We start from the raw sequence: 16,288 nt of genomic DNA, 5'->3' as shown, positions 1-16,288 counted from the left end.
AGAGTAAGCAAATATATAAATAAAAACAAATTGTAAAATGCCTCAGCTAACTTTATTCGATTCCAAAGATCTATATGAGTTTCCAAAAGACCTTTTGGAATACAAAGAAAATTTCCTGAGTAAGGAAGAAGCTGATCTTTTGAAAAATAAACTTCTTCATTCAGCACCATGGGAGCAGCGTACTCAGAAAATTTATGATAAAACGGTCTTAACTCCACGTCTCACCGCGTGGTATGGAGATACAAAGTCTTACGATTTGGCTGATAATAATACAACTGCAAGGAATGAATGGACTACTGAATTGTATAATCTAAAAGAAAGAATTGAAAAAGAATTCGGCTATCAGTTTAATGGTGTTTTGCTCAACCTTTATCGCGATAATAATGATTCGGTAGCATGGCATAGGGATAAGGAAAGCCGTTATGGGAAACGCCCCGTCATTGCATCAATAAGTCTCGGACAAACCAGAAACTTTGATTTCAGGAAAAAAGATCATCATCAAAGCAAGTACAGCCTCCCGTTACCGCACGGTTCACTGCTCATTATGAAAGGAGATTTGCAGGAGCATTGGGAGCATAGAATTGCTAAGTCAACTATTCCAATGAAAGAGAGAATCAATTTGACGTTTAGGCTAATTAAGGGATTATCATAACCATATCTCTACAATACTATCTAAATTATCCAAGACTAAAAAATATAGATTATTGAAGACAAGTATCACCTAAATGAAGAAACTCTTATTAGGTTATTCAAAACAGGCAGGAGAAAATGCCGAGTACTGGACCGATCAGCTTCCAAACTATCAGAAAGCTATTGATGCTGCCAAAGCTTTAATTACAGAAGTTATAGAAGAGCTTGCAATGAAAGGAGTCAATGTTAATGAAATTGAAAAGCAAACGAAAGCTACTGAAGCCAAAATTGCAGAGCTGGATAAAAAATTAGAAGATCTTCCAGATATTAAAACACATTTATTCGTTCAGTACAAAAAAGAGAAAGTGGAAAAAATGAAAATCAGTAAAGAAATAGATTTTATCAAGGAACGTGGGACGGAGAATAAAGTCTTATTTTATTATTCAACTGAACCAAATTCTGTTAAAATAAATTATTCAAATACAACCCAATTGCAAAATGATGAAAATGTGCAAGCCGAAACAAAGAGAAAAAGATAAAATAGTTACTTGTATTTGAATGATAGCCAGCGCTATAAAAAAGCTATTTATTTGTTTTACTAATGAAATCCTCAATTTCTTTATTCCGATTTTCGAATGCTGAATTGATGGATTTGTGAAACTTAGCCATCTTTTGAGACACAAATAAAGTGACAGAGTGAGTATTGTCTTTATTTAAAGCAAAAGGTTTTATTGTAATAGTGGTACTTTTAAGAACATTATCAAATTCCCCACCCCAATCAAAATCGTATTGAATACAGGCGATGGCAAATCCGAATTTTACCTGATACAACAAAATAGCAATACCGCAACTAACTTCATAAACTGTTTTTGCTTTGAGGGATATCCCTGTACTATAGATGTGGTCAGAACTAGCATAAATTTTATAATTATACTCCGGTTTTGAATTATCATGTAAATAACTAAGCATTTGGCTTAACCCTCCCATCCAGGCGGGTTGTGCTGGCTTTTCAACCAATTCAACCTCGAAAATATCATTAATAGCTTCCAGTTTTTCTTTCCTTGCTTTCTGAATAAGCCTTTTAGAAATTTCATGTTGGTGCTCGTATGCCATTTCTAAAAAGAGATTTTCTATGTGAATATCAAACTGCGATAAATCTTCATTCTCAATATAATCTTGGACTATCTGATTAATTATTTTCACATATTTCTCTTGTTCTTTTCCCCTGTGAGCGAAGGATAAACTTTCCTCAAATGATAAATTGTAAGTACCATTATCCGCTTGTTTATTGTTTTCAATTTCCGTTTCTTTCATTATCTCTTTACGTATGTTTTTTTTGGAATTTATAAGTGCTTCATTATATGCAAACGCTTTGTATCCAGAGCTTCTAAATTCACTCACAGGAACTTGCAGAAAATTACTTTTTTTTCGCCACTTTTTTTCTTTAGATAGTTATCAATAGCTTGTATTGTTAAGTAGCCATCTTCATCATACAAACTATCATTTTTTATTGCCTCCAAAAAGAAATAAGTGAAATAGCTGTTTTGTATATCCTCATCTTGAACGGCTTTCTTTTTACTCTCCGTAGCAAACATAAAACACAACTCGGACGAGTTGTAATTTAGCCGCCTTATTTCTTTTTCAGGATTGTTTGACTTAAAATACACCTTACCTCCAGAATAGCACGCATCGATTAATAGATACTGATTTTTGGGACTTATCTTATAAAAATACCTTATCAGTATGTCTTCAATTGTTAGTTCAGTATCATCTTCAAAAATTTATTTTTTGATTTTTCCTCTTTTTTTGTCATAATCTCCGTGACCTGAAAAGTAGAAAAATAATAGATCTCTCTTAATTTTAAAATCTTTTTCGATAATAGCAAAAGCTTCATCGATCTGCTCCTTGACAGGTTTGTCACTATCTGTTATTTTAAAAATGTTCTTTTTACTAAAACGACAATAAGTTATAAGAGCATTCTCCATGTCTTCAACATCTTTAATACAGAACGGTAAAACGTCATCTTCATAATTATTCATACCGATGAGTATAGCAAACTTATTTTCGGACATTAGTGACTTTTTGATTATTTATAAAAAAACTATAACCTACAAATAAAAATAATATTTTTTTAAAATCCATTGTGTTTTATAGGAAAGTTTGCTAAAAAATAACTTTAGTCGATAAAATTTAAAACAGAGAAAACCTAAATAATATTACATAAAAAAGCGACAAGATGAACTTTGTCGCTTCAAGTTTGTTGCTTATCTTTTCGTTCCACAGATTTCAGCCTACCTTAACCTACTAATTGTTTTTTATTGTCCAAAACATTTTTTTAAAACTGACATGTCTTCACTCACTTTCTTATCCAAAATTTTTGCATAATGTTGAGTGGTCTTTATATTCTTATGCCCTAACATTTTACTCACGCTTTCAATAGGCACACCATTAGCCAAAGTAATGGTGGTCGCGAAAGTATGACGAGCAATATGGTATGTTAATTCTTTATCAATATCACATAGATCGGCAATTTCCTTTAGGTAAGCGTTCATTTTCTGATTACTGAGTACAGGAAGCAATTTACCACTATTTAAGCATGCAGGATGATTTTTATACATTTCAACTATTTTCTCAGCTTCCGGTAGCAAAGGAATGTTTGAAGTCGTTTTTGTTTTCTGTCGTTTTGTGAAAATCCATTTATTTCCGTCTAAGCCAACGCTAATATTTTGATGTGTCAACTTTTGCGTATCAATATAAGCCAAACCTGTAAAGCAACTGAATAAAAAGATGTACCTGACTTGTGAAAGACGTTCATTCTTCAAATCTTTCTTAAATAATTTATCAATTTCTTCCTCATTAAGAAACGCTCTTGTTACTTCGGTAAAAGTTGAGCTGTAATGGATAAAGGGATCCTTTTCTATCCAGCCACTAGCCAAAGAGATTCTTATGATCTTTCCAAAATTTTTAACATATTTGACTGCCGAATTATTTTTACATTTCTTTTCCGTTCTGAGAAACATTTCAAAATCGTTTAGAAATGTATAATCTACTTTTTTAATATCAATATCGGAAAGGTTATATTTCCACAAAAGAAATTCCTGAGTATGACTTAGACAAGTGTTATATCGTGTCAGTGTACCTTTTGCAAATTCAATTCCAACAAGTTTCTCCATACGGTTGTTATGGTCTTTGAAAATACTAATTAAAGTTCTAACCCGTTCATGTTTACCTATCAATTTATTCTTAAGCATTTCACAGGTAACAGCTTCGTCTGTTCTCAACAAAGTGTTGTAGGCGTCATACACTTTTTGTTCGAAGGTTTTCAAGTATAAGTTGTATGACTTGGCGGCTTCTGACGAACCGACCACTCTCTGCGCTCTAGAATTCCACTTCGTAGTATGTACAGAACGTTTTAGTACTTATTTCACATATTTTACCGTCAATCGTAATTCTCAGATAGACTGGAGCTTCACCTAGCGAGTTAATTTTGGACTTTTTAACATAAAAAAGTAGGTTGAATGTCTTGTTCATATATTCTGTTTTTAAAGGTTAAAATAACTTCAGTAAAAACATATTAACAAGATATTCACTTTCTAAACTGGCTTCCAGAAGGCGTTACCAATCATTTAGTGACCTTACCCAGCCAATTTCGCAAGGTCACTTCAAAGGGTCACTTTAGAGCGTAAGTAACAGGACCTTTCCATCAAACATTTTAATAATTTAGTGACCTATTTTTACTAAATTTTGTAGGTCACTGAAATAGGTCACTTCTTAGGTCGCTAATCTCAAAAAATACCTCTTTGAAAGTTCGAATTGTTCAGTGACCTATTTTATCAAATCTTTTAGGTCACTGAATAGGTCACTTTTATTTTGTTAATTATTAGCCCAATTTGAACAGATATAAAACAAAAAACGCTTTAAAACATATGTTTTAAAGCGTTTTGCACTATTTTGATGTAATAGTTGCGATCCGGACGGGACTCGAACCCGCGACCTCCGCCGTGACAGGGCGGCATTCTAACCAGCTGAACTACCGGATCAATTTTTTAAAGAAATTGAGAAAACTCTGCGATCCGGACGGGACTCGAACCCGCGACCTCCGCCGTGACAGGGCGGCATTCTAACCAACTGAACTACCGGATCAAATTATTAAAGAACTTCGTTTCTTTTTCGTGGTTGCAAAATTACATCTTTTTTTATTCCCTGCAAATTATTTTCAAAAAAAATACCCCCCAGCAATGGAAGGTATTCATTATCAAACTTATTTTTTTACAGGTGAGCGCTTAATTTTTCAGCGATTACCTCTTTTGGTGCTACACCTACTAATTTATCTACTACTTCTCCGTTCTTGAAGATAAGAACTGTAGGGATATTTCTGATGCCATATTGCATTGAAATTTCCTGGTTGTTGTCTACATCCACTTTTCCTACTACTGCTTTTCCTTCAAAATCTGATGCCACTTCTTCGATGATAGGACCTAAAGTTCTGCAAGGTCCGCACCATACCGCCCAGAAGTCTACTAATACAGGTTTATCTGATTTTAAAACCGTATCCTGAAATGAGCTGTCCGTAATTTCTAAAGCCATTTTTGTTTCTTTTATTTTAAATTAATATTATTTCTGTTTTTTTCTTATTGAGTATTCAAAATTACGACTTTTACATCATAAGACTATCTATGCTCAACATTAGTTTTTTCTATAGCCATATCGCTCGAAATTTCTTTTAGCGCATTTACTAATGCATCAATATCCGATTTGGTCGTCATATGGCTGAAAGAGATACGCAATGGCGTACAGTGATCCATTTCATCCTCAGAAAGCACCATCATCATTACCATTGAAGGTTTTGACGCTCCTGATGAACATGCGCTTCCCTGCGAAATTGCAATTCCTTTCATATCCAGCTGAAGTCCTATCAATGGATTTTTGTAAGGCAGTAACGCACTTAAAACTGTATAAAGACTGTTTTCCTTTTCAGCACTTCTTCCATTGAACTTAATTCCTTCAATTTCTGCAGAAAGCCTTTCAATTGCGTAATCTTTGATATCCTGCATATGTTGGGTATACTCCTCCATATGATTCAGAGAAAGCTCCAATGCTTTTCCCAGCCCTACAATACCGCAGACATTTTCAGTTCCAGCTCTAAGACTTCTTTCCTGAGGTCCGCCGGTAATAATGCCTTTTAAACCTGTTGCTTTTCTGATAAAGGCAAAGCCAGCCCCTTTTGGCCCGTGAAACTTATGAGCGCTACAGGATGCAAAATCTACAGGGATATCAGAGAAATCCAGGTTCATATGAGCCATCGTCTGTACCGTATCCGAGTGGAAAAACGCATTATGCTCTTTACATAGCTGGGCAACCTTTTTAAGATTGATTATATTTCCTATTTCATTGTTGGCATGCATTAAGCTTACCAGAGTTTTTTTTATCTGATGCTTTTAAAAGCTCTTCTAATTTAGCAAGATCAATATCTCCTTTTTCGTTCGGGCGGATATAGTTTACCTCTACTCCTTTTCGGTTTTTCATGTCCAGAATACTTTCCGACACACATTTATGTTCCAGTGGAGAACTGATAATCCTTTCTACTCCCAGATGTTCTACAGATGATTTAATGATCATATTATTGGACTCTGTCCCACAGGAGGTAAAAATGATTTCAGCAGGAGTTACATGAAGATAGTCTGCAACCTGCCTTCTTACATTCTCGATAAGTATTTTTGCTTCCTGTCCAAAGCTATGAGTTGAAGACGGATTTCCGAAATTCATCTTCATGGTCCCCACCATTGCATCTATTACTTCATCTGCAAGAGGTGTGGTTGCGGCATTATCTAAATATATTTTATCCATTATTATTTTGAATATTTTAATTCTACGGAGGTAAATTGGTAATCTGCAGGAACTGTAAAAATAAACCAGGGGTTGGAAATCACCTGAATTTCCATTCCACCAGAGGGTGCTCCGGCCGGAACTTCTACATATAAAATTTTATTTTTCACAGATACACTTTTGATCTCTTCAATGGTGTGGCTTCCTGATCTGAAGGTTCCCAGATTGTATAAAACAACTTTTTTATTTTTAGGAAATTGCGGATATTTGATATAAGATCCATCTCCTTCCGGACCTATAATGCCAAAACTTCCTTTAATTGTATTTCGGAAATCTTTTTCATCTTTTATTATTCTAAAACCCATCTGGTCTGTGCCACCTTGTGCTTCAGAAACAAGAATTTCAGCATTATTCTGCGTACCCGCCAATGTGTGGGAAGGTGTACTTGTACAGCTTATCAGAATTGCAGTCCATACGATTAACAGGCTTTTCATTTTTTTCACTTTTATCAGCCAAAATTAATGAAAAAATTGGTAATGTCCCTCATTTGCCCATTTCAACATTGGACGATCACCCGAAGTATCACCAAATGCGATAATTTTATCATACTTGGAATTGTTGATTTCTTCTTTTATTCTTATCAGTTTTTCTTTTCCGTTACAGTTTTTACCAATAAAGTTTCCTGTGAAAACCCCGTTTTTAAACTCTGCCCGGGTAGAAACCAGCTGCATTTGGAGTTCTTCAGCGAAGGGTTTTACCCAGATATCCAGCGAAGCAGTAACTAATAAACTCTGTATATTATTCCTATCGATATTTTTTATAAAGTCTAAAGCATTCTCCCTGACAATTTTAGGATAGTGCTGCTCGAAAAACTGTTTAGATTTCAGTTCGATTTTTTCCTGAGTCTGCCCTTTAAGAATAGATCCTATAAAACTTTTTTTTCACTTTTTCTGTTTCTGCCAATTTAAGCTTCAGCAAAATAAAAAGAGGAACATGTTTCAAAAAATTGTATCCGGTATTTTGTAGAATCATAAAACTTAAGATACATAAACATGGTATCTTTATAAGTAAGGGTCCCGTCAAAATCAAAACAATACAATTTTTTCATTTTTCAAAGCTTTAATTTTTTTAAATATAAATTCAGGGATATTCCTGATTATCATCATGATAATACTCCAAACCGGCAAAACATATGCCACATTTCTCTGCTTTTTAAAAGCTCTGTAAATACAGGCGGCAGCTTGTTTAGGAGTAGCAGTCAGTTTAGGATTCAGTGGTAGCCCCTCCGTCATTTTGGTCGCCATAAATCCTGGCTTTATGGTCAGAACATGTACTTTTTTATCAAAAAGATAATTCCTCAGCCCACTTAAATAGGCCGTAAAAGCCGCTTTTGCACTTCCGTAGATAAAATTACTTTGCCTGCCCCGGTCTCCTGCCACTGAAGAAAGCCCGATGATGGTACCTGATCTTTTGCTTTCAAACCGATGGGCAAAATAATTCATTACGGGAACCAGCTTTGAATAATTAATGTCAATAATACGCTCAGTATTCTTATTATCATATAGTCCTTCCTCTGTCCCTTCTCCTAAATATCCTACGGCGCAAAATAATACATTTGAATTGATATTATCAAATCTATTATAATCAATTTCTTTCATCAGGTCCAGTTCTATGACTTCAGACTGCTGCAGAAACTTTACATCAATATGTCTTGCAAACCTTTCTGTAGTCTCTTTATTTGAGGTAAAAAGATAGATTTTTTCAAACTTTTCTCCTTCCTGAAGGGCTTTTTCTACAAATGCCTGAGCCACTTCGGATGTACTTCCCAGAACTATCATTATGAGTTGTTGTTTATAATTCTTTTGTGCTGTAAAGACACAAATTTAGGATTTTGAATATTTTTCAGATAATTGGTAAGCGAAGACCTGCTCATGCTGTCTTTGGTAAGATAAATTCTTCCCCCAAACTCCTGAACAATACTATCCAGCTGATCCACCAGTTTTTTCAGTTTTGAATTGACTTTGAAGTCCAGCGCCAGTGTATATCCTTCCAAAGGAAATGAATTGTAAGCCTGTGGATTGTTTTTTCCAAATAATTTTAAAACAGCCAGGAATGAACCATTACCGCTTTTGGCTATGGTTTCAAGAATCCTCTTCATTCCTTCTTTTCCTGCTTCTTTAGGAATTACCATCTGATACTGGATAAATCCGGATTTTCCATAGATTTTATTCCAATCATTAATGACATCCAATGGATAAAAAAATGTTTCATAATCGGTAAAACTTTTCACTTCTTTTTTGGATTGCTTTTTATAGTACAACCAATTGAATATTTTTACCGTCAGGGCATTCAATACAAATACCGGAAAATAAAAAGGTACAGTAGGCTGAAGTTTTTTCTTTAGCCGTAAAGGCATTTTTCCCAGCCTCTGGGGAAGCTCATGCTGGAAAGCGTGTTCTCCCCTCATCAGTATACTCCTTCCGATATTTTTACCTTTCTGAAGGCAGTCAATCCACGCCACCGTATAGGTCCAGCTTTCACTTTCATCAAATAATCTGAAAATCTCATCCAGGTTATCTGCTTTAATACTTTCCTGACGGATATAAGCTGATTCTATATTTTTAAGCTTAAATTTTGCCGTGAGAATAATTCCCGTGAGTCCCATCCCTCCAATCGTTGCCCAGAATTTTTCTGAATTTTCTTCCCGGGAACAGGTTATTATTTCTCCGTTCTCCATCATCAGTTTAAATTCCAGGACATATTCTGAAAAGCAGCCTTCGGCATGATGGTTTTTTCCATGAACATCAGAAGCAATAGCACCTCCAATTGAAATGAATTTGGTACCGGGTGTTACATATAAAAAATATCCTTGCGGAACCGCTATTTCAAGTACATCCGAAAGAAGTACCCCGGACTCGCATTCTATAATCCCGTTTAAGCGGTCAAAACTGATGAATTTATTTAGCTTTTTAGTAGAAAATATTGTTTCTCCTAAGGAAGCATCTCCATAGCACCTTCCATTTCCTCTTGCAATCACCTCATTATGGCTGAGTACAAATTCTTTTATTTTTTTGAAGCTGTCCTCAGATCTCATTTCTTTTTCTACTACCGGGTAATTCCCCCAGTTGGTAACTTTCTGTGTGAAATTCGGCTTCATTTTTTAAAGTAAATTTGAATTAAAAATGCAGCTACCCAAAGCAATAATGTAACCTGAATGTAACGATCTCTATATACTATTTTTGTGGGAGATTCTGTCCTGTTATACACCAGCGTCTGCTGCAAATACCTCAGCAGGGCAAAAACAACAAAAACCACAGTGTAAAACACTCTTGTGTGGAACCTTGCCTGAACTTCCGGAGATAATGTAAACATCAGGTAACATATAATAGCGAGCGTAACCGAAATAGACAATGCAATATCTGCAAACTGAACGTTATAACCATCCAATGCCCTCCTGGTCTTCCCGGAAACCTGGGCATTGATAAGCTCCCCTCTCCTTTTCCCGATAGCCAGCACCAATGCCAGAACAAAAGTCAGTAAAATAGCCCATTGAGAAATACTGATCCCGGTAATATATCCTCCTGCCAAAACCCGTAATACAAATCCTATGGCGATAATGAAAATATCAATAATCGGAACATGTTTCAGCCTGAATGTATAGGCAAGATTCATCACAACATAAAAAGCAATAATGGCTCCGAATTTCCATAAATACTGATGAAAATAAAGCTGGGCAAAAAATACAAGGGCAATATCTGCAATAACAAGTGCAAAGAGAATTCCTATAGCTTTTGACTTTGAAATGACACCACTTGCCAACGGCCGTCTTCTTTTTTCCGGATGCTTTTTATCCGCTTCAATATCATTATAATCGTTCAGAATATATACTACACTTGCAGCAAGTGAGAAAATAATAAATGCAAAAATACTCTTGGTGAGCAGATCTATATTAGTAATATTACCTGAAAAAAACAGAGGGACAAATACAAAGAGGTTTTTCACCCATTGCTCCACGCGGAGCAGTTTTAAATATTTCTTCATTTATGCTATTTCTTGCGAAATCTTATTTATTTTAATTGCTATCAGAAACCTCATAGTTTTTGTGTTATACTTATGATGTTTCATTACAAAAATAATGAATTCAAAATTGACAGCATAAAAATACAAAAAAAAACCGCCGGGGCGGTCTTTTACGAAAATATTTATATATTAAAATTAATTACTGCCCTTGTTTGGCATCATTAATCATTTTCTCATTGGCTGTAATAGCAAATTCCACTCTTCTGTTTTTAGCTCTTCCTTCATCAGTATCGTTGCTTGCAACCGGCATGTTTTCACCTTCACCCTTGGTGAACATTCTGCTTCCGGCAATTCCTTTTCCTACTAAGTAAGATTTTACGGCATCCGCTCTTCTTTGGGAAAGTGCCATATTGTAAGCATCTTTACCTACACTATCTGTATGTCCGTAAATATTAATATTGGTATCAGGGTTATCGCTCAATACCTTAGCCAGTTTATCCAGGTTACCCTGAGCAACGGAAGTAAGGTTTGAAGAGTCAAATGCAAAGTTGACAATACTTTCATTCATGGTTACTTTAATACCGTCTCCCACTCTTTCTACCTGAGCTCCCGGTAAAGTTTCTTTAATGTCTCTGGCCTGCTTATCCATTTTGTTACCGATAACATTACCTGCAACCCCACCGATAATTCCTCCTAATACAGCACCAATAGCACCATTACCTCCTTTGCCTACATTATTTCCAAGAATACCTCCAAGTACTGCACCAGAAGCTGCTCCTACTGCTGTACCTCTTTGTTGGTGATTGGAATTCTGAACCGCTTCACAGCTTGTCAATAATAATGCTGATGACAAGAAAAGGGCACTCACATATGTTTTAGTAAATTTCATTTTTTTTATCTTTTATGTTATAAATTATTTCATTCCTGTTCTCTGGAAGTTGTAAACAACTTTTACGCTTCCTCCTTCAAAAGGAACATCTTGCTGAAGAGAGAACTGATCTGTAGTCTGATTGATTACTGTAAGAGTATATCCTGCTGTATTTTGTTTGGCTTTAGTACCTGCAGCAATTTTCTTAAACATAAACGTATCACCGTTTTTTATTTCAAATTTGATAGGCTGTGTAATGGCCGGACAATTTCCTCCTCCATTTAAAGTATATGCTCCTGTCCAGTTATTAGGAATCAGTCTCCAGTGGCTTCCCACGAAACACTGGGCATCTGCACCTTCATCAAAAGGTTTAATTTTATATCCTTTTTCGTAATCTACGCTCACAATCTGCCAGTCTCCTTTTAATTTAAGGAATTCTGCTCTTTGATTTTGAGATGTAGCCGCTTTATTCACGGAGGAACAAGACACTGCAAAAAGTGATGTTCCTAACATCCCTGCAAGTAGTAACTTTTTCATTTTGTTGTTTATTATTTTGTTATTATAAAGTTACAAAAAACCGTGCCAAAATTGAAAATAAAAAATAAAAAGTCCGAAAAAATCCGGACTTTTTATGGTTTCTCCTTAAACACAGGAAGATAAATTATTTTTTAACAGCCTTTTTTACGGATTTGACTTCATTGGTCATACGTTTCGAAGCTTTACCTGTACTGTTGGACGTCTTACCATTATAAAAATTAGTATAGGCATATTCTGCTGCTTTTTTCAGGTCAATAACACCTCCGGCCTGGGAATAATCTGCAAATCCGTTTTCTGTATTGGAGTTGCTGGATTTTACAAGAGCTTCAATAATCTGATAAGGTTTAAGCTCAGGCATGTAAGCAAGCAATATTGCAGCACCACCCGCTACCACCGGGGATGCCATGGATGTTCCCTGAAGGTATTTGTATTCATTTTTAGGAACGGTAGAATAAATTTCTTCGCCCGGAGCAAAAACGTTCACCATTTTCTTGTTATAATTGGAGAAATCTGCTCTCAATGCATTATTTTTATTGGTACTTGCCCCTACTACAAGAACATTACTTACAAATGGTTTTTCATCGGTAGCATTTTTGAAATTGGTAGGAAATGCCAAATGCTCTGCAACATCTTCATTTTCATTACCCGCTGCTTTTACTAAAAGCACTCCTTTATCTTCCGCATATTTAAAAGCATCCCATACAACGTTTTTACCTGGTGAAACCGGCTTACCAAAGCTCATATTTAAAATTTTAGCCCCATTATCCACAGCATATCTGATAGCATTGGCAACATCTTTATCTCTTTCATCACCGTTAGGCACTGTTCTTACAGACATGATCTTGGCTACTTTGGAAGCTACCCCATATTGGACTTCTTTTCCTTGCGGAAGTCCGGCGATAATGCCTGCCACATGGGTTCCGTGTTCGGCATCAGGTCCTTCATAATGATTATTTCCATAATTCTTCTCAGAATAATCATCATAATTATCTCCTACAATTTCTTTTCTGGTGTCATAACTCAGATCGTATTGCTTAGCCTGTGGTGCATAATAATCAATAGCCTCCTTCATCTGCTCTTTAATAGCTTTTTCAAATTCCTCAGATGATTTCCCCTGAAATTCCGGACTTTGAGAGACCTGAGCTAAAATATTTAAAGCAATGGCATCTTTCTGGTCCGTAGGTGCTTTTATTGCTGAAATATTCTGGCTAGTTACTGATTTCCCGCCTAACAACTTCACCATATTAGGAACCAGCTCATTGATCATAGAATAAGTTTTGAAGTTTTGCTTGGCTTCCATGCTTTTTTTTATTGAAAAGCTCTTTCGCCTTCATATACATCGCAAATTCTTCCGGCATTTTAGCCTGGTTGGCTTTGTTCTTTACCGAGTCATCACCTTCAAAAACAGATTGATATTTAGCAACTACTCTTGTTACTTCCATATTATCAATATCAACATCCCCGTTTTTTCCTCCTATAAAGTTCCATCCGTGTACATCATCGATATATCCGTTTCCATCATCATCTTTGCCATTTCCCGGAACTTCATTAGGATTGGACCAAATATTTTTCACCAATCCCGGGTGATCTACCTGCACTCCACTGTCTAGCACCCCAACGACTACGGTTTTCGGCTTTAATCCTTTTGATTCCAGATATTTGTATGCATTTTCTGTATTTACCCCATATACTTTAGTAGCGGAAAAGTCTTTATGATACCAGGTCATCAGATCTTTGTCTTCTTTCGGATCTGTATTTTTTCCTTTAGCTTCCTGCGCGTAAGAGAAACTAAAACCCGCTAAAAAAAACAGCGGCTAACAATACCTTTTTCATTCGTATATTTTTATTATTATTATAAGTCGAATAACGCCACATCTCATAGCTCTTGACTGTCAATTGAGCACAGGCGTTTCATATATTGATATTTTATTTTATTAAATCATGTCATCGCCCTTCTTGGATTATACATACAGGAATTCCGTGCGATTTCATCTTTCTATAATTGTTTAACATTTTTTTATATAAGTAAGAGATTCAGGGCCTTTGTTACATATAAGGTCCAGAACTGATAAATCTTTCAAAAATCCGAATTTATCAGAGAATGTCTGGTAATATTCCTCCATTTCAAATTCCGAAGGAAGTTTTGCGGAGAATTTTTCCCTTAAATTGACGCATTCAGGATTTTTGATATACTCTTCATTCAAAGACTGTGCCTTTTCTGTTTTTAATATCTGTTGGATAATTTCAAGCCCCTTAAGGTTAAAATCCAAAAGAAATTTTTCTTTCAGATCAAAAATTTTCCTGAATTTGTCTTCATAATATTCGAAATAGGGAGAACTCTGATATGCCGTTTTAATTGATTTCCAATGAAGGGTTCTCCAATCTTCACGATAGGAAATCTCAATATCTTTCATTTCCCTTTTTCCATTATGATGAATAGGGATTATCAAAGAAAGTTTCCCGTTCGCACCATAAATATTGGCTCTGTTTCTATAGGTCTGTTTTGGAAAGTTTTCAAACTGTTCCAGCGTAATTTCATTCTCAGCATTCAAAAACACTGAAAACCATGAAACCGGGGGCATATAAAATACCGGCAATAATACATTCTTCATATTCATAATGCAAAAATGAAGTATTTTTTCAAATACTTCATTCTATTTTAAGTTTAATTTTATTTTATAATTCGTCTTCTGTCTTTTTCTTTCTGAATAATTTCACAAAGTATTCCCATCCGAAAAACAGGATCAGGATCATGGCTGCAATCCACCAGTAAGATGTTTTGTTGGCTTCTCCTGTATTGGTAGCTTTGAACATTCTGTCCCAGCGGATCTTGAATGGTGCCTGATATGTGGAACTACCGTCTTTGAAAGCTCCCTGAAGGCTCATCCAGGTAAACATGGGCTTTCCTACGATATTCTCTTCCGGTACGAAACCAAAGAATCTGGCATCTAAAGAAGCATCTCTATTATCTCCCACCATCATATAATAGTCCTGCTGGATAGTATATTGAGTAGCTTCTTTTCCATTAATGAAAATTTTTCCGTTTTTATTTTCGAGACTGTTGTGCTCATATTCAGAAATAATCCATTGATACATTGGAAGTGTTTCGGCATTAATTGCCACGACATCACCTTTTTTAGGAATTCTAACCGGTCCGTACCAGTCCTGATTCCATGGTTTGTTGATCGGGAAAATAGATTGGGTTGTATCGATTTTTGTTTTGGCTTCGTCTCTATAATATACTGCAGCTTCTCCTTTTGGTGACACTTCTTCTTTCATATCAATCACCTGAGGAAGTTCTTTGATTTCTTTGGCAGTTTTATCCGTCAGGCCCTGAAAAGCGTAAAGATATCCTTTATCAGTCTGTACTTCCTGAACAGGTAAGAAACCATATGTATTGTACAATGTCGGGATATCCAGTTGGCTTCCCGTATTTACAATATATCTATGCTGTACCTCCTGATCCCCTAAAACAGTTTCCGGTTTGCCATTGACGAAAAGTCTTCCGGCTCTCATTTCAAAAGTATCACCCGCAGTCGCTACACATCTTTTTACATAAGGATCTTTTCGATCGATCGCGGTATGTACGGAATCCTGAGGATAGTTAAAAACAACCACATCATTTTTCTGAGGCTTATTAAATTGTAATATTCTGGTGTAAGGCAGTTTCACTCCATCTACATAAGATTTCGGATCATCCTTAGGATTTCCTTTCTGTCCTGTATCCATAATTGTTCCCTGAAGGAAAGGAATGGCTAACGGACGCATCGGAAGTCTGTACCCATAGCTCCATTTGTTAACGAAAAGGAAGTCTCCTACCAGTAATGTTCTTTCCATAGATCCTGTAGGAATTCCGAACGGCTGTGTGATAAAAACATGAATGATGGTAGCAAAAACAACTGCAAAAGTAATAGAGCCAAAAAATGTATCTTTCTTTTTTGCATTTTTTCTCTTCATCCGTAAGAAACAGTTCATTTGTACTTTCGTCTTCAAGTTCTGTATCTTTAGCATAGTTTACAACAGCCATATAGATAAACGGCAGGATTACCGTAAGAAACTGGTCTTTGAAAAGGGTCTTTCCAAACTTCTTCATTAAATAAAGATGAAAGACAGACATCATGATAGGTCCCACTATCGGAAGATAAGACAGAACTGCCCACCATTTCGGATGTTTGGTTTCTTTCAGAATAATGAAATAATTATAGAAAGGTATAAATGCAAATAAAGGGCTATAACCCATTTTTTTGAACAGCTTCCATGTTGAAATCCCCATTAATACGGATAAAATGAGAACATATACTGTATAAGTTAAAAAATAATTCATAAATTTTTTGTGCCTATTCTAGATATAAATGATGAGTAATAAATGATACAGCGTTGCTATGTACAATTTACCATTCATCATTT

14 protein-coding genes, 2 tRNA genes and 4 pseudogenes are annotated in these 16,288 nt (G+C 35.6%); 2 read left to right on the top strand and 18 right to left on the bottom strand.

Going from position 1 to position 16,288, the window contains the following annotated elements; translation table 11 throughout:
- The first annotated feature begins 37 nt into the window (after window positions 1–37).
- Together HX13_RS16575 and HX13_RS16570 are read left to right on the top strand one after the other, a co-directional pair.
- Window positions 38–652, top strand: coding sequence for an alpha-ketoglutarate-dependent dioxygenase AlkB family protein (locus HX13_RS16575; protein WP_050021997.1), 615 nt, complete (start codon window positions 38–40; stop codon window positions 650–652).
- A gap of 73 nt (window positions 653–725) precedes the next feature.
- A complete protein-coding gene (locus tag HX13_RS16570; protein WP_050021996.1) occupies window positions 726–1,169 on the top strand; it encodes a hypothetical protein in 444 nt (147 codons plus the stop codon).
- A 43-nt stretch (window positions 1,170–1,212) separates the two neighbouring features.
- On the opposite strand, the gene HX13_RS16565 is transcribed toward HX13_RS16570, so the two are convergent.
- The 18 genes and pseudogenes from HX13_RS16565 to lepB form a co-directional block, all read right to left on the bottom strand.
- Window positions 1,213–1,944, bottom strand: coding sequence for a hypothetical protein (locus tag HX13_RS16565; protein ID WP_128572455.1), 732 nt, complete (start codon window positions 1,942–1,944; stop codon window positions 1,213–1,215).
- A gap of 467 nt (window positions 1,945–2,411) precedes the next feature.
- Entirely contained in the window at window positions 2,412–2,702 is a 291-nt protein-coding gene (locus HX13_RS16555) for a caspase family protein (RefSeq protein WP_050021993.1), read from the bottom strand.
- A 243-nt stretch (window positions 2,703–2,945) separates the two neighbouring features.
- Entirely contained in the window at window positions 2,946–3,956 is a 1,011-nt protein-coding gene (locus HX13_RS16550; RefSeq protein ID WP_316931339.1) for a site-specific integrase, read from the bottom strand.
- A gap of 52 nt (window positions 3,957–4,008) precedes the next feature.
- Complete coding sequence (locus HX13_RS26105) at window positions 4,009–4,161, bottom strand: Arm DNA-binding domain-containing protein (protein WP_316931338.1); 153 nt, start codon at window positions 4,159–4,161, stop codon at window positions 4,009–4,011.
- Between the two features lie 435 nt (window positions 4,162–4,596).
- A tRNA-Asp gene (locus tag HX13_RS16545) sits at window positions 4,597–4,670 on the bottom strand.
- 29 nt (window positions 4,671–4,699) lie between these two features.
- A tRNA-Asp gene (locus HX13_RS16540) sits at window positions 4,700–4,773 on the bottom strand.
- A gap of 126 nt (window positions 4,774–4,899) precedes the next feature.
- The gene (gene trxA / locus HX13_RS16535) at window positions 4,900–5,217 is read right to left on the bottom strand and encodes a thioredoxin (RefSeq protein ID WP_027374941.1); all 318 of its coding nucleotides are present in this window, start codon (window positions 5,215–5,217) and stop codon (window positions 4,900–4,902) included.
- A gap of 83 nt (window positions 5,218–5,300) precedes the next feature.
- A pseudogene (locus HX13_RS16530) lies at window positions 5,301–6,477 on the bottom strand (cysteine desulfurase family protein).
- 2 nt (window positions 6,478–6,479) lie between these two features.
- Complete coding sequence (locus tag HX13_RS16525; RefSeq protein WP_050022048.1) at window positions 6,480–6,950, bottom strand: hypothetical protein; 471 nt, start codon at window positions 6,948–6,950, stop codon at window positions 6,480–6,482.
- 24 nt (window positions 6,951–6,974) lie between these two features.
- A pseudogene (locus tag HX13_RS26100) lies at window positions 6,975–7,564 on the bottom strand (HAD family hydrolase).
- Window positions 7,542–8,294, bottom strand: coding sequence for an SDR family NAD(P)-dependent oxidoreductase (locus HX13_RS16515; RefSeq protein WP_050021992.1), 753 nt, complete (start codon window positions 8,292–8,294; stop codon window positions 7,542–7,544). Before HX13_RS16515 ends, HX13_RS26100 begins: the two are co-directional and overlap by 23 nt.
- A complete protein-coding gene (locus tag HX13_RS16510) occupies window positions 8,294–9,613 on the bottom strand; it encodes an FAD-dependent oxidoreductase (protein WP_050021991.1) in 1,320 nt (439 codons plus the stop codon). Before HX13_RS16510 ends, HX13_RS16515 begins: the two co-directional genes overlap by 1 nt.
- On the bottom strand, window positions 9,610–10,497 hold the full coding sequence (locus HX13_RS16505) for a decaprenyl-phosphate phosphoribosyltransferase (protein ID WP_050021990.1): 888 nt from the start codon (window positions 10,495–10,497) through the stop codon (window positions 9,610–9,612). Before HX13_RS16505 ends, HX13_RS16510 begins: the two co-directional genes overlap by 4 nt.
- Before the next feature lie 178 nt (window positions 10,498–10,675).
- Window positions 10,676–11,365, bottom strand: coding sequence for an OmpA family protein (locus HX13_RS16500; protein ID WP_050021989.1), 690 nt, complete (start codon window positions 11,363–11,365; stop codon window positions 10,676–10,678).
- A gap of 24 nt (window positions 11,366–11,389) precedes the next feature.
- A complete protein-coding gene (locus HX13_RS16495) occupies window positions 11,390–11,881 on the bottom strand; it encodes a lipocalin family protein (RefSeq protein ID WP_050021988.1) in 492 nt (163 codons plus the stop codon).
- A 124-nt stretch (window positions 11,882–12,005) separates the two neighbouring features.
- Window positions 12,006–13,714, bottom strand: a pseudogene (locus HX13_RS16490) (S8 family serine peptidase).
- 173 nt (window positions 13,715–13,887) lie between these two features.
- Window positions 13,888–14,499, bottom strand: coding sequence for a WbqC family protein (locus tag HX13_RS16485; protein ID WP_410493154.1), 612 nt, complete (start codon window positions 14,497–14,499; stop codon window positions 13,888–13,890).
- Between the two features lie 58 nt (window positions 14,500–14,557).
- Window positions 14,558–16,205, bottom strand: a pseudogene (gene lepB, locus HX13_RS16480) (signal peptidase I).
- Between the last annotated feature and the right edge of the window lie 83 nt (window positions 16,206–16,288).

Origin of the sequence: Chryseobacterium sp. P1-3, from assembly GCF_000738495.1 — a bacterium.
Classification (GTDB): Bacteria; Bacteroidota; Bacteroidia; order Flavobacteriales; family Weeksellaceae; genus Chryseobacterium; species Chryseobacterium gallinarum.
The sequence above is the reverse complement of the archived record's forward strand: the minus strand, read 5'-3'. Positions and strand labels throughout refer to the sequence as shown.

Bases quoted from the DNA above. Each gene is read 5' to 3' on its own strand.
- HX13_RS16575 (WP_050021997.1), top strand. From the start codon at position 38: ATGCCTCAGCTAACTTTATTCGATTCCAAAGATCTATATGAGTTTCCA.
- HX13_RS16570 (WP_050021996.1), top strand. From the start codon at position 726: ATGAAGAAACTCTTATTAGGTTATTCAAAACAGGCAGGAGAAAATGCC.
- HX13_RS16565 (WP_128572455.1), bottom strand. From the start codon at position 1,944: ATGAAAGAAACGGAAATTGAAAACAATAAACAAGCGGATAATGGTACT.
- HX13_RS16555 (WP_050021993.1), bottom strand. From the start codon at position 2,702: ATGTCCGAAAATAAGTTTGCTATACTCATCGGTATGAATAATTATGAA.
- HX13_RS26105 (WP_316931338.1), bottom strand. From the start codon at position 4,161: ATGAACAAGACATTCAACCTACTTTTTTATGTTAAAAAGTCCAAAATT.
- trxA (WP_027374941.1), bottom strand. From the start codon at position 5,217: ATGGCTTTAGAAATTACGGACAGCTCATTTCAGGATACGGTTTTAAAA.
- HX13_RS16525 (WP_050022048.1), bottom strand. From the start codon at position 6,950: ATGAAAAGCCTGTTAATCGTATGGACTGCAATTCTGATAAGCTGTACA.
- HX13_RS16515 (WP_050021992.1), bottom strand. From the start codon at position 8,294: ATGATAGTTCTGGGAAGTACATCCGAAGTGGCTCAGGCATTTGTAGAA.
- HX13_RS16510 (WP_050021991.1), bottom strand. From the start codon at position 9,613: ATGAAGCCGAATTTCACACAGAAAGTTACCAACTGGGGGAATTACCCG.
- HX13_RS16505 (WP_050021990.1), bottom strand. From the start codon at position 10,497: ATGAAGAAATATTTAAAACTGCTCCGCGTGGAGCAATGGGTGAAAAAC.
- HX13_RS16500 (WP_050021989.1), bottom strand. From the start codon at position 11,365: ATGAAATTTACTAAAACATATGTGAGTGCCCTTTTCTTGTCATCAGCA.
- HX13_RS16495 (WP_050021988.1), bottom strand. From the start codon at position 11,881: ATGAAAAAGTTACTACTTGCAGGGATGTTAGGAACATCACTTTTTGCA.
- HX13_RS16485 (WP_410493154.1), bottom strand. From the start codon at position 14,499: ATGAATATGAAGAATGTATTATTGCCGGTATTTTATATGCCCCCGGTT.